Genomic DNA, 12873 nt, shown 5'->3' with positions numbered 1-12873 from the left:
TTTTATGACTTAGAAATGATGAACATAACGAACTTGTAATCGTGTTCCTTCTGGTCGGTTTTCAGCATCTTGCTCAAAATAAGCATTTGCAACCAAATGATCATTTTTAGAAAAACTATACATCGCACCCGGACCAATCGCCCAGACTTGCTCACGTCTACCTTTGACTTTTTCACCATCGACTTCGGTATCAGTGACTTGTTTTAGCCAATAGCCATTTAGTCCTAAGCGAAACTGTTCAGTAATGGCATAGTCTGTTGCGAAGTTTGCATGAATTGCTTGCCCAGCTTGCATATCATTAGCTCCAGCAAAAGCATAGCTTGGGTCATTATTCTTAAAGTTATAGAGATAATGGATACGTGTGGATGCAGTCCATTTAGGATTAAACCAATACGTTGCAGCCCAATAAGGATCAAATGAAACAGCGTTATTACTGGGGTTAATATCTTTTTGCCGATCATATTCGCCCGTAGGTAAATTCACCTGAAACTCAAAACGATGTACAAACTTCGGCCCTTGTGCACCCATGACTGGATCGAACTGAATAAAAGGTCCAATCATAATGTCCCCAAAGCCACTTTGGGCTTTAATAGCAGCATTATTCAATCCATCATCCATGTCCATTTTGCTGACAAAAGGAATTAAAAAATTCATACCTAGGCTGGCTTTATCCTTTACTCGGACATTCGATAAATAACTAATCTGTTCAACCAGTACTTGATAATTTAAATCTGTTTTAGGTAAACCTAATTTTTGTCCATTGGCATCGACCAGTTTATTACTATCGTAATTTTGAAAGTAAGTTTGAGCATACCAGCCAGGCCCTGCGGGTAAACCGCCATCAAGAAAGCTGGTCATACCTAAGTTTACGGTCGGTAAATCATAGGCATGAGAAACTAATGGCAAACCCAACAATGTCCCTGCTAAAAAGCCATGCTTAATTAAAGTGCTTTTCATCTTCTTATTTCCTATAAAAAAATCACGACCGGATTGATCGTGATTGTGGTGAATTAATGTGCTAATTCTGGATGCTCTGCGGCAATCCGATACTTTCCTGCGTGGAATACCAATGGTTCACCTTGGCGTTGTTGGTATTGTTCAATCTGACCAATAAAAATCAGGTGATCGCCGCCTTCATACTGATTTACATTGCGGCAAACCAAGGTTGCGAGTGCATCGGATAAAATTGGAATGCCTGCATTGCATTGCTGATGGGCAATGCCTGCAAATTTGTCTTCGGCACCTCGAGCGAAATGTCCAGAAAGCTGATGATGCTCCTGTGCCAACATGTGAATGGCAAAATATTCAGCCTCTACAAAATCAGACAAACTTGGCGCTGTTTTTGAAAGACTCCACAAAATTAATGGCGGATCTAAAGACAGTGATGAAAAGGAATTGGCTGTCATTCCTATTTTTCGACCATCTTTACCACGAGTTGTAATCACGGTAACGCCAGTTGCAAACTGTCCAAGCAAATTACGGATTTCTCTTGGGTTTTCTGCATTAATTGCTTGTAAAGCTAAAGTTTCAATTGTGTCCATTTTCATATCTCCCTTTGCTGTTTTGCCCTTAAGCCACTTTTGCTGCGGTTTTTGAGGCCATGAATGCTTGAGCCTGATTTGCATCAAACCACCAAGGAGCAAAGGCACGAGGGTCATCAAAGTTATTGGCCATAATTGAAGCAATGCTTTGGTTTTGGCTTGCGGCTGCTAATAGCTCAACAACATGGGGTTGCGGTGGTACTAACAGACTATTGGTCCAAGCCACCACTTTTTCTGCATAAGCCCAATAACGTTCAAAAGTTTGAACCATCCATTGTTCGCTAAAGTTTTGATTATCATTAGCTAAAATTGCATCGAAATAGATTTTGCTACACTTAGCAGCGTTGTTTGAGCCTTGACCAGTAATCGGGTCATTCACCACCAAGGCATCTGCCATACCAAAAATTTTCTTGCCAGAAGGTAAGGTTAAAACGGGTTTACGTACTGTCGGCGGAAAACGTCCTGCTAAATATCCACCAGCATCGGTTAACTCAACATTCGCGCAGCGTTCATATTCCCAAGGCACAAATTTCTTGAGTAAGTCCAAACTGCATTGCAGATGCTGTTCTGGTGTTTTGACATCTTGCCAACAGTCCATTGGCCCATTTGGGATACCTTCAAACACCATAATGTCGCAAGGACCATTAACGGTAAGTGCTGGAAATGAAAAGTATTCGCCCACTTCTGGAATAATATTAAAAGTCACACGAGAGTATGGTGAAATTGGCTTCATGTTTTTGACATAGGTCAATGCCAAAGCGCGCTGTGGCTTATCAAAAACGCTACGTGCATCATCACGCTCAAACTGTTTAACGACTTCACCTTTACCAGCCGCGAGTAATACAAGTTCGTAGTCGTTTGCGAGTTGTTCTAATTCCTCTATACCTACATCCTGAATTATCAATCGGCCACCACGGCGTTCAAATTCTTCCATCCAATATGGCATTTTGACGCGTTGATCGACCGATTGAGCGTAGCGTTCAAGACGAGCACTCCATTCAAATGCTTTACCACCATTTTCAGGATTAACTAAAGCCAGCCCGATACCTTCTACCGCTGGACATTGTTCTTCCCAAAAATTTAGTCCCAATTCACGTTCAGTTTGTAAAGCGGTATGAAACATACACTGGCTTGACATGACTTTACCTTGACGGATTTCATCGGCAGTTCGGTTGGTGATCATAGTTACGTCATAGCCTGTATCTAATAAGCCTAAACCCAGCTGTAAACCTGACTGTCCTGCTCCAACAATTGCAATACGGCGCATAATATTCTCCATAATTTTCTAAATGTGCTTTTAAAACGCTGTGCTATTCGGCTAAACGTGGAATAGCGGGCTGTGATCCTTCAGGGCCCATTACTGAATAGCCACCGTCGACTGCGTAATCTGCTCCGGTGACAAAACTCGCAGCGGGTGACAATAAAAACAAAACAACATTGGCGACTTCTTCGGGATGACCCAATCGGCCTAGCAAGTGATAATCGGCTGCCACGCTATCTGCCTTTTCACGGTTATTACCACTGACTTCTGCAATGACACGAGACCATGTCCAACCCGGTGAAACGGAGTTGACGCGAATACCATCGGTAGAAAAATCCATTGCCATGCTTTGTGTAAGTTGACGTATGGCGGCTTTAGACACTGGATATAACCAGCGCCCTGTTTGTGCCACTTTGGCCGAGATTGAAGTAAAATTAACGATTGAACCTTGCTGCTTTTTTAGGTCATGGTATAAAGCACGGCTCAGCTCAACTGTAGAGACCAAATTAATATCAAGTGCTTGTAACCAGTCCTGACGTGAGGATTTAAAACCATCATCTAAGTAGGTACATGCCAGATTGACCAAGTAACTCACTTCACCTAAATGTTGGTGAATATCCGCCACGGCTTGTTGAATAGCCGCATCGCTGGTTAAATCGGTTTGAATAAACATCACGTCATGGTTAAAGCTTTCTGCAATTGCCTTGCCTTTGTCATCAATATCTAAGATAGCGACATGAGCACCTGCACTGACCAAAGCTTGTACAACAGCTTTACCAATCAGTGTTGCGCCGCCGCTTACCACAGCGACTTTTCCTTTTAAATCTATATTCATTGCAGATACTCCTTAATTGACTGGCTTGCCTTCACTACTTGACCAAGATGGCATCAACGTATTTGAAGGAAGATCTTCATCAAGAAGTTTTCGTGCGGTCTCGACACCTGCAACAGGCAAACCTGTTGGGTCTAATAAACCAATTTGAACCAGTACAGACGCTTGGTCCCAGTAAATATGCTCATGGCACAGCTTTGAACCTCTGAACTGAATTACACCCAACATTGGAATTTCAACGTATTTACCAGTCGGTTTTACCCCCGGTAATAACCAGTCAATTTCAGCATCGTGGGTAAAGCTCATAATGAACTCATCTACCACTTGCGTTGAGCCAACCGTACGAGAGATCGAAGTGATCTTCATATCTTTTGGATTTTGATGAACAAAGTGATATTGATAAAAACGGGCAAGCTGGCTTTGACCTACACCACCAGTTAAGGTTGGAATATGGTTGACATACGGTTCTGCGACCATTGTTGCCATGGTTGCTGGCACGTCACGCGTATCGAATTCATGACGAATATGCTCTTCCCATAAAGCAACTAAGTCATATTTCGGTCCAATCGTGTCATGTAGAGCGGTTACTGTACGCTCGTGGGCAAAACGTGCTGAAGGTTTGTGATAATGATCGCTTTTTGGGCGTGCAAAAGCATGATCAACACCTTCGTAAACATAGGCTTGTACGTTTGAATATTGGTTGGCTGCATTCACAATCGCTTGCCTCGCATCTGGCGGTGTAAATTGATCCAGCTCTGCAATATGTAAAACCAAACGCCCTTTTACGTTGGCTAACTCATCTAACGCTTTTTCAATGCCTACACCGTAATAACCTACGGCACATGCCACGTTAGGAAGTCGGCAGCCTGCCAGATAAGCAAGCTTTCCACCCAAACAGTACCCCACCACACCAAGTCCTATAGAGGTGTCACATTCTGGTCGTGTCTTTAAAAAAGCTAAGCTGTCCTGAATGTCTTCAACCCCAAGATTTTCATCATATTGCTGATAAAGCTCGAAAGCCTTTTGAAAATCTTCTGGTGTATAACCCAGTTCAATATTAGGTGCTACACGCCAAAATAAATCAGGAACTAAAACGGTATAGCCTTCTTCTGCAAGAAATTCTGCTTTTTCTCGCATGGCTGCATTCACCCCAAAGATTTCCTGACAAAGCACCACACCGGGTCCTTTTCCTGTTTCTGGCGTCACTAGATATGCACTGAACTGCTTTCCAGATGCTGTTTTAATTTGAATGGTTTGACCAGCCATAGTGTCAACTCCTGACATTGTTATGGCTTTATCTTCTATCCGAAATTTTTTTTAGACTGTCCAAAAGCTGCAAGCACTATCCAATCTCTGCGCAATTATCAAAACCCATCAAACTGGATAAAAACTAAAAAAAACAATAAACACCTATATTTCAAAAGCTTAAATTAAAAAATTAAATTAATACTTTTTATCTCATTTGGAAAAAATGGATGAAGATTAGGACTTATTGGATAGTGACGATTGGCTAAAAATAGTTCAATCAAGTCATGTAATTCGTTTGATTACATAAAAAAAGCACAGTCATTTTCTAAATTAAGGCGTTTATTTATGCATCGACCATGGCCAATTTATGGACAACAAAAAACGTTAATGCTGATCAATATTTTATGTTGCAGTGCATTTTCTACTCAGGCTTATTCAGCGGATGAAGAATGGAAATTTACATCAAAAAATGCATATATAGACAGAAACTATGATAATCCAGATGTAAAAGATACAGGTAGCTGGTCACAATCAGTTTCTCTATTTTACAGCTCAAATATGCATGATACGCCGTTAGAAATTGGAGGAACCCCAATTCAAATTGGCGCAAATGCTTCAGCACAGTATGCGGTTCGTTTAAGCCAAGATAAACATGTTGCAGATACGGTGTTACCTTTCGATAAAGCGACGCAGTCACAAGCACCTGATTACCTAAAATATGGCGCGACCTTAAAGTTAGGCTATAACAAGACGCTACTCAGCATTGGTGAATTATGGCTGGATTTACCCGTAACCACTGTAGATGCAAGTCGACAACTCCTGACATCTTATTGGGGAACTAACCTTAAGAGCCAGCTAAACGATAAGCTTTTTGCAGAAATTGGCCGTATTGAAAAAGTATCACCGCGAAATGAAGAAGATTTCTATCGATTTTCTTTTACTTCAAAAGGTGTGACTGGCTACTCCGACGGACTTAACTACATAGATCTACGCTATCAATTTACGCCTACATTGAAGGGTGAATATTACTTTGGGAATATGGAGGATTTATATAACAAACACTATGTCGGCATTGACCATATATGGAAAAATTCTAATTTTTCAGTTAATTCAAAGTTCAAATATTTCAATGCCAAAGATAATGGAAATCTTTTTGACATCGATGCACAAAATGTAGGGTTACTAGAAACGCTTAAAGTAAAAAATCATAGCTTTGGTTTAGGTTATCAGCAAATTATTGGTGAGTCTGCTTACCCGTTACCAGATGGTTTCTTGCCTGAAACTTATTTCATTAACTGGAACACCACTGGTTTTTTCAAACAAGATGAAAAGTCTTACCACTTCATTTATGGCTATGACTTTAAAGATTACGTGCCGGGTTTAAATACGACTTTCAAATATGTATATGGTGATCACTTTAAAACAGCAGATGGCTTAAAAAATAAAGAAAGTGAAGCAAACGTTATTGTCAATTATGCCCTTCAACAGCCATTCCTCAAAGGTTTAGCTCTTCAGTACATCTTCATCAATTACGACGTTAAGCATGGGAACGATTTCTCTGAAAACCGTTTCTTCGTCAATTACAGCAAAAAATTTTAATGAATAAGGAATATATATGAAAACGATAGATGCAAACACGATTATCAACCGTGAGAAACTGTCTCCGCTACAGTGGATGGTTTTTATCCTAGGCTTTTTCGTCTTTTTCTGTGATGGTCTAGACACCGGAATTATTGGTTTTATTGCTCCTGCATTATTAGATGATTGGGGTATTACCAAGCCTCAACTCGCTCCGGTTTTAAGTGCTGCCTTAGTCGGCATGTCAATCGGTGCAATCATTTCGGGGCCTTTGTCCGATAAATTTGGACGTAAAGGCGTCATTGTTTTTACAAGTCTTTTATTTTCCATATTTACGATTTTGTGTGGCTTTGCCAATTCAACCCAAGACTTAATGATTTATCGCTTTATTACAGGTGTTGGTTTAGGTGCAGCCATGCCAAACATCAGTACGATTGTCTCTGAATATATGCCTGTAAAACGTAAAGCATTCCTTACAGGCCTTGCTGGCTGTGGATTTATGCTGGGTATTTCTTGTGGTGGTGTCCTTTCAGCTTATCTATTAGAAAACTATGGCTGGGCCAAAGTAATTATTATCGGCGGAAGCATTCCGCTCATTTTAGTAGTTGCTTTATTGCTTAAATTACCTGAATCAACGCAATACTTAATTACACGTCATCAACAAGACAAAGCTCAGCGTATTTTAGAGAACATTCAAGGACATTCCTTCCAAGAGCCGGTAAAACTTGTTTTAACTCAAGCAGAAAATGCCTCTGATGAAAATCCAGTTAAAGTGGTTTTAGGTAAATACCTGTGGGGTTCAAGCATGCTTTGGCTCTGCTGCTTTACCAGTCTATTGGTGTTTTATCTTTTAACAAGCTGGATGCCAACGATTTTAAAAACAGCAGGTTTTAGTACTCAACAGTTTAGTTTAATTGCAGCGATTTTCCCTTTTGGTGGTGTGATTGGTGCAACCATTATGGGATGGTACATGGATAAACTAAACCCAACTACAGTGATTAAATATTCATATCTCATCGCTTTTGCTCTATTCATTGTTGCAGGTCTGGTGAGCACAAATATTTTCTTGTTAGGTCTTACTATTTTCTTAATTGGTGCATTACTCGCAGGTGCTCAGTCTTCATTACTGCCACTTGCAGCTATGTTCTATCCTGCAGTGTGCCGCGCGGTTGGTGTTTCATGGATGCATGGTATTGGTCGTATCGGTGCAATTTTAGGTGCTTTCTTTGGCTCTCTTATTTTTACTTTCAACCTAAGCTTAAGTGGTATTTTCTTTATTCTTGCACTACCAACCTTCATTTCATTTATCGCACTTAGTCTGAAAGTGATTTATGAGAAATCTAAAAACAAACAAGTATTAAAACTTGAAGAAAGTTTATAAATATTAATCAATAAATAAAAAACTGATTTAAATAATTAAATCAGTTTTTTAATGGAAAAATTAAATATTAAAAAATTTTGCCTTTAGTCTCACTTGGATTTTCTCCAAATTCTTCACGATATTCTTGAGAAAAACGACTTAAATGGTTAAAACCCCAGTCATAAGCAAGCTTTGAAATAGAAACCTTTCTATCTGCTCCTGTGGTGCTCAAGATTTTATAAATTTGTTGGAGACGATATTTTTTTAAATACGACATAGGGCTTGTACCGTAGTATTGTTGAAATTCGTCATACAATTTTGATTTTGAAACTCCAGCCAGACGCTGCAAATCTTCTGCACAGATCTCTTCGTGCGCATGTTCAATAATAAAATTACGAACCTTACGAATATAAGCTGGCTCATCCTGATGTGAGAGTAACTTTAAGGCTTCAGAGTAGTTATTTTCTTGAGACAACAATAACGCTTTAATTACAAAATTTTCATAGTCTTCAGATAGCATTTGCAAACCATAAAAATTGCTATATTGCGATTTTAACTGTACAAAATTTTGAATGTTCTTCCACCATGCACCAATAAGTTGCTCAGAGTCTAAGTGCATTTCAGGGTTAAAAATAATGGGAGCTTCTATGGGTTTATTGAGTAGATCTGCAAGAACAATCTGCATACTCCGTTCAGGAATAACCACCTGAAATTTTCTGCAATCTTTATCGATAATCAAATCTTGGTGATCGTTATTAGAAACAATAAGGCCTCTATTTTCATCAGATTGATAATGAGCACCACGAATGTTGAGAGCTTGTCGACCTTGTATCGGCAAACTAATGCTATACGCTTTTAAATTTGAGATGTTAATAGCAACGTTTGCACCATAACTGATTGTACCGATTGCCATTTTTTTATTAGGCAAACGCATTCCGTCATAGTGAAAATCGAGAGTATCTTTGTAAATTGTATCTAGACGGTGTTCACCACAAATTGTGGACATCAGATTTTGCGCAAATTCAGCTTTGCGTGAATAATGATTGAGTTCCATCTGTTGGCTGAGTGATATCATATCCTTTTCACCTAGCTAAATAACTTATTGCTTAAAAAGCAACTTGTATGCCAATTAATATCCTTTAATTGACGAATTTTCCTGAAAATACCGAATCAAGAAAGAGAGTAAAGATTACTTTCTCATACTCTATTAAATTTTAAAAATGGAAATAAGTTAAATACCTTTAAAGTATAATTTTATACCTTAATGAACTTATTTTATTAGATTTTTTATAAACAAATAGAGTAGATATAAATCATTATTTTGAACAGCAGACTATCATAAATTTTTAACGAATAAAAAAACCGCCTATTTAAAATAAGCGGCTTTTAAAATACTTAAATTATTGTGCTGTGTAGCCACCATCCATAACGACAGCTTGGCCTGTTACTCCACCAGCTTTGCTACTCGCAAGGAAAATCGCATAGTCAGCAATTTCTTCAACAGATAACAAACGCTTTTGAGGAACCATTGCCAAAATTACGTCTTCAAGTGCGCTGTCTAAACTTACATTACGCGTTTTAGCCAAATCTGCAATTTGCCCACGAACCAATGGCGTATCTACATAACCGGGGCATAAAGCATTTACTGTAATACCATCACGCGCGCATTCCAATGCTGCAACTTTTGTTAGACCAATCACGCCGTGTTTAGCACTGTTATAACCAGCCTTTCCAGCAAAACCAATCAAGCCATTAATTGAAGCCATATTAATAATACGTCCATATTTTTGAGCTTTCATGATTGGTAAAACATGTTTAATACCAATAAATGCCCCTGTTAACATGACCTGAACTAACTTTTGAAAAACAGCCGTTGGAAACTCTTCAATAGGTGCAACATGTTGGAAACCAGCATTATTAATTAAGATATCAACCGTGCCAAAGGTCTTTTGAGTAAGCTCAATTGCTTGTTTATAAGCGTCTTCATCGGTCACATCACATGGTGCAGATAATGCTTCAAGGCCTTGCTCTTTAAGTGAATTCGCCGTTTCTTGGCACTTTTCGGCATTCATATCAGAAATAACAACTTTGGCACCTTCTTGAGCAAATTTCTTAGCAATCTCTAGACCGATACCACTTGCAGAACCTGTAATAAAAGCAACTTTACCGTCTAAAAGTTTAGTCATCTATTTACTCCTTAATACTTATAACGTGCTGATTTAAACAATACCCGTTACGGTAAAGACCGTAATCACTACAAATACTGCTAATGTTTTAATTACCGTAACTGCAAAAATATCTTTATACGATTGTTTATGGGTTAAACCTGTAACAGCGAGTAAAGTAATTACAGCACCATTATGCGGTAAGGTATCCATACCACCTGAGGCCATTGCAACCACACGGTGCATGACTTCTGGTGGAATACCTGCAGCTAAAATTGCGGCGTTATAATGTTCAGCCATCGCACTTAAAGCGATACTCATACCACCAGAAGCTGAACCGGTAATACCTGCTAAAACGGTTGTCGTCACCGCCCCATTTACTAAAGGATTTGTGAAGGTACTGCTCATTGCATGACTAATCATGGCAAAGCCCGGTAATGACGCAATAATTGCACCAAAGCCATACTCAGAAGCCGTATTCATCACTGCTAAAAGTGAGCCACCAATACTGGCATTAATGCCTTCTTTAAAGTTCGTCACTACACGTTGGTAATCAAACAAAATTGCAGTAATAATCCCGACAATGAGCGCAAGACCAACCGCCCAGATCGCACCAGTTTTTGCAACATCTACGGTGTAATCAGCAAGACCAACTGAGGCAAAATCAAAGCCATTTGGATACCACTCTTTGATTGCTTTAGACAAATATTTGTTCATTACTGCAACAAGAATGAGCGGTACAAATGCTAGAAACTGACGAGCCTTACTTCCATTATTTTGTAGAGCCATATCAGCTTCAATTTCTTGAGACTGCATATTGTCTATACCAAAACCAGAGAATCCTTCCCCAGCTTTTGCAGCAGCACGGCGACGCCATTCTAAGTAGCTTAAACCCATGCATAAAACAAAAATAGCACCAATAATTCCTAGAAATGGTGCGGCATAAATATTGGTACCAAAGAAAGTGGTTGGAATTACGTTTTGGATTTGTGGAGTACCCGGCAATGCATCCATGGTGAATGTAAATGCACCAAGCGCGATAGTTCCCGGAATTAAACGTTTTGGAATATTAGCTTGTCTGAATAACTGATTGGCAAAAGGATAAATGGCAAATACAGCAACAAATAAACTTACACCACTGTAGGTTAAAATTGCACCTAATAGTACAACGGTTAAAATTGCTTTTTTTGCTCCAATCCATCTCACAATGGTTCGAGCAATAGACTCAGCAATTCCTGACATTTCAACAACTTTACCGAAAATTGCCCCGAGCAAAAACACAAGAAAGTAATCTTTAATAAAGTTCACCATTTTGGGCATAAAGACACCCGAATAAAACGGTAAAACATTGGCTGGGTTAATGAGTAAAACTGCAAGTAAGGCACAAATTGGTGCCATGAGAATGACTGAAAAGCCCTTGTAAGCTGTATACATCAACAGCCCAAGCGAAAGTAGAATGACAAATAGTTCCCACATATATTCCTTCTCCCTAAAGAATAAATACTAGGTTCAATAAAATTACCAAAAGATATTTAGGTTATCCCAAACCTATAATGATAAAAATCACAATATCCATGTGTGGTAATAGGTAAATGAGCTTAAAAATAAAATATCACTAAAATATTTAAAAACAATGTAATTTATTTAAAATTAAAAATATCAATAAAATACAATTACTTATATTGCATATTTGGTAAAATTCAACTATTTAAAAATTATTATTATTTTGTAAAACTTATTAATTATTGAGTAAATTAAATCAATACCTCTATATTATTTAATTAAGCCAATTGAATAATATATTTTTTAAATTAGTTTAATTACATCATTAACTTAATAAATATTAAGGAGGTTAATTTCTCATTACTAAATAAATTCCATCCCTTATATTAAAAATTAAGCAGAATTTTTTTACTCTAATAATCATGTTTTTTATGAATAGATTAGGGTCTAATCATGGCAAAGGCGTTAAAATATAAAACTTTAATTACTGCGATCAATCTACGAGTCCAATAAAGATGAAGAAAAAGATGTTGTTTATAGGAAGTATATTGTTGACTTCTTTATCTACCTCAGCTGCACCATTAAAGTTACCCGATGACTGGACTCAAAATACTCAGCCATTTCAAATTACTGAAAATATATACTATGTGGGTACTCACGGTCTTGCAGCTTATTTGTTAGCTTCTGGTCATCAAGCTTTATTGATAGATACGGGCCTTCCAGAAAATACAGAGCAAATAGAACAGAACATTAAACAATTAGGTTTTAAGTTATCAGATGTAAAAATTATGGTTACGAGCCATGCTCATTGGGACCATGTAGGTGCACTTGCACGCATTAAACAAGATACTGGTGCTAAATTAATTGCAATGCAGCAGGATGTTAAGGCTTTAGAAATAGGAAAACCTATAGGTGAAAACACCTTCCAAACTATTCCTTTTACTCCAGTTAAAGTTGATAAAGTCATTCACGATGGAGAAGTAGTTAAACTAGGTAAATTTAAACTTAAAGCCACGCTTACTCCTGGACATACCCCAGGTTGTACAACTTGGTCAACTGAAGTTAAATCTAACGGTAAGAACCTAAATGTTGTTTTCCCTTGCAGTCTCTCTGTTGCTGGCAATGTTTTACAAAATAATCATCAGTATCCAAATATTGTTGCAGATTATCGTAAGAGTTTTGAGCGTTTGAAAAACATGAAGGCAGATATTGTGCTTACTAGCCATCCAGAAGTTGCAGATATCTTGGGCAATAAGGCGCGTAAAGACGCTGGACAAACCAATGCATTTATTCAACCAGAAAAACTTTCTAGTATTGTAAAAGATGCGGAAATGGCGTTTGAAAAATCACTAGTTAGTAGTCATCCATAAACATTAAGTTGTCAT

General features: G+C 38.3%; 11 protein-coding genes. 3 read left to right on the top strand and 8 right to left on the bottom strand.

All coding sequences use genetic code 11. The features are described from left to right. Nucleotides 1–9 precede the first annotated feature (9 nt). From B554_RS0117755 to B554_RS0117735, 5 genes are read right to left on the bottom strand one after another with little or no spacing between them, the layout of a single operon-like run. Entirely contained in the window at nt 10–957 is a 948-nt protein-coding gene (locus tag B554_RS0117755; RefSeq protein ID WP_019459116.1) for a transporter, read from the bottom strand. Nucleotides 958–1010: 53 nt separating this feature from the next. Further along, nucleotides 1011–1541: a flavin reductase family protein gene (locus B554_RS0117750; RefSeq protein ID WP_019459115.1), complete on the bottom strand. Its 531-nt coding sequence runs from the start codon at nt 1539–1541 to the stop codon at nt 1011–1013. A 28-nt stretch (nt 1542–1569) separates the two neighbouring features. Further along, nucleotides 1570–2808, bottom strand: coding sequence for a styrene monooxygenase/indole monooxygenase family protein (locus tag B554_RS0117745; RefSeq protein ID WP_019459114.1), 1239 nt, complete (start codon nt 2806–2808; stop codon nt 1570–1572). A 43-nt stretch (nt 2809–2851) separates the two neighbouring features. Continuing rightward, on the bottom strand, nt 2852–3637 hold the full coding sequence (locus B554_RS0117740; RefSeq protein WP_019459113.1) for an SDR family oxidoreductase: 786 nt from the start codon (nt 3635–3637) through the stop codon (nt 2852–2854). A 12-nt stretch (nt 3638–3649) separates the two neighbouring features. Beyond that, nucleotides 3650–4900 carry a dienelactone hydrolase family protein gene (locus B554_RS0117735; protein ID WP_019459112.1) on the bottom strand — a complete coding sequence of 417 codons (1251 nt, stop codon included), beginning with the start codon at nt 4898–4900 and terminating at the stop codon, nt 3650–3652. Nucleotides 4901–5269: 369 nt separating this feature from the next. Here B554_RS0117735 and B554_RS0117730 point away from each other — a divergent pair, with 369 nt between their 5' ends. Next, nucleotides 5270–6481, top strand: coding sequence for an OprD family outer membrane porin (locus B554_RS0117730; protein ID WP_413540761.1), 1212 nt, complete (start codon nt 5270–5272; stop codon nt 6479–6481). 16 nt (nt 6482–6497) lie between these two features. Then, nucleotides 6498–7841 (top strand): MFS transporter, encoded by a 1344-nt coding sequence (locus B554_RS0117725; RefSeq protein ID WP_019459110.1) that lies wholly within the window; start codon nt 6498–6500, stop codon nt 7839–7841. A 67-nt stretch (nt 7842–7908) separates the two neighbouring features. Here the strand turns inward: B554_RS0117725 and B554_RS0117720 are convergent, their stop codons facing one another. The 3 genes from B554_RS0117720 to B554_RS0117710 form a co-directional block, all read right to left on the bottom strand. After that, nucleotides 7909–8895, bottom strand: coding sequence for an AraC family transcriptional regulator (locus tag B554_RS0117720; RefSeq protein ID WP_019459109.1), 987 nt, complete (start codon nt 8893–8895; stop codon nt 7909–7911). A 325-nt stretch (nt 8896–9220) separates the two neighbouring features. Further along, complete coding sequence (locus B554_RS0117715) at nt 9221–10006, bottom strand: 3-hydroxybutyrate dehydrogenase (RefSeq protein ID WP_019459108.1); 786 nt, start codon at nt 10004–10006, stop codon at nt 9221–9223. A 33-nt stretch (nt 10007–10039) separates the two neighbouring features. After that, the gene (locus tag B554_RS0117710) at nt 10040–11461 is read right to left on the bottom strand and encodes a GntP family permease (RefSeq protein WP_004701709.1); all 1422 of its coding nucleotides are present in this window, start codon (nt 11459–11461) and stop codon (nt 10040–10042) included. A 542-nt stretch (nt 11462–12003) separates the two neighbouring features. On the opposite strand from B554_RS0117710, the gene bla reads away from it, so the two are divergent. Further along, on the top strand, nt 12004–12858 hold the full coding sequence (bla, locus tag B554_RS0117705; protein ID WP_029768010.1) for a putative subclass B3 metallo-beta-lactamase: 855 nt from the start codon (nt 12004–12006) through the stop codon (nt 12856–12858). The last annotated feature ends 15 nt before the right edge of the window (nt 12859–12873 follow it).

The organism is Acinetobacter sp. GG2, assembly GCF_000292385.1.
GTDB lineage: Bacteria > Pseudomonadota > Gammaproteobacteria > Pseudomonadales > Moraxellaceae > Acinetobacter > Acinetobacter seifertii.
The sequence above is the reverse complement of the archived record's forward strand: the minus strand, read 5'-3'. Positions and strand labels throughout refer to the sequence as shown.

Coding starts and splice junctions, on each gene's coding strand:
- B554_RS0117730 (WP_413540761.1), top strand. CDS start 5,270: ATGCTGATCAATATTTTATGTTGCAGTGCATTTTCTACTCAGGCTTAT.
- B554_RS0117720 (WP_019459109.1), bottom strand. CDS start 8,895: ATGATATCACTCAGCCAACAGATGGAACTCAATCATTATTCACGCAAA.
- B554_RS0117745 (WP_019459114.1), bottom strand. CDS start 2,808: ATGCGCCGTATTGCAATTGTTGGAGCAGGACAGTCAGGTTTACAGCTG.
- B554_RS0117725 (WP_019459110.1), top strand. CDS start 6,498: ATGAAAACGATAGATGCAAACACGATTATCAACCGTGAGAAACTGTCT.
- B554_RS0117735 (WP_019459112.1), bottom strand. CDS start 4,900: ATGGCTGGTCAAACCATTCAAATTAAAACAGCATCTGGAAAGCAGTTC.
- bla (WP_029768010.1), top strand. CDS start 12,004: ATGAAGAAAAAGATGTTGTTTATAGGAAGTATATTGTTGACTTCTTTA.
- B554_RS0117715 (WP_019459108.1), bottom strand. CDS start 10,006: ATGACTAAACTTTTAGACGGTAAAGTTGCTTTTATTACAGGTTCTGCA.
- B554_RS0117750 (WP_019459115.1), bottom strand. CDS start 1,541: ATGGACACAATTGAAACTTTAGCTTTACAAGCAATTAATGCAGAAAAC.
- B554_RS0117740 (WP_019459113.1), bottom strand. CDS start 3,637: ATGAATATAGATTTAAAAGGAAAAGTCGCTGTGGTAAGCGGCGGCGCA.
- B554_RS0117755 (WP_019459116.1), bottom strand. CDS start 957: ATGAAAAGCACTTTAATTAAGCATGGCTTTTTAGCAGGGACATTGTTG.
- B554_RS0117710 (WP_004701709.1), bottom strand. CDS start 11,461: ATGTGGGAACTATTTGTCATTCTACTTTCGCTTGGGCTGTTGATGTAT.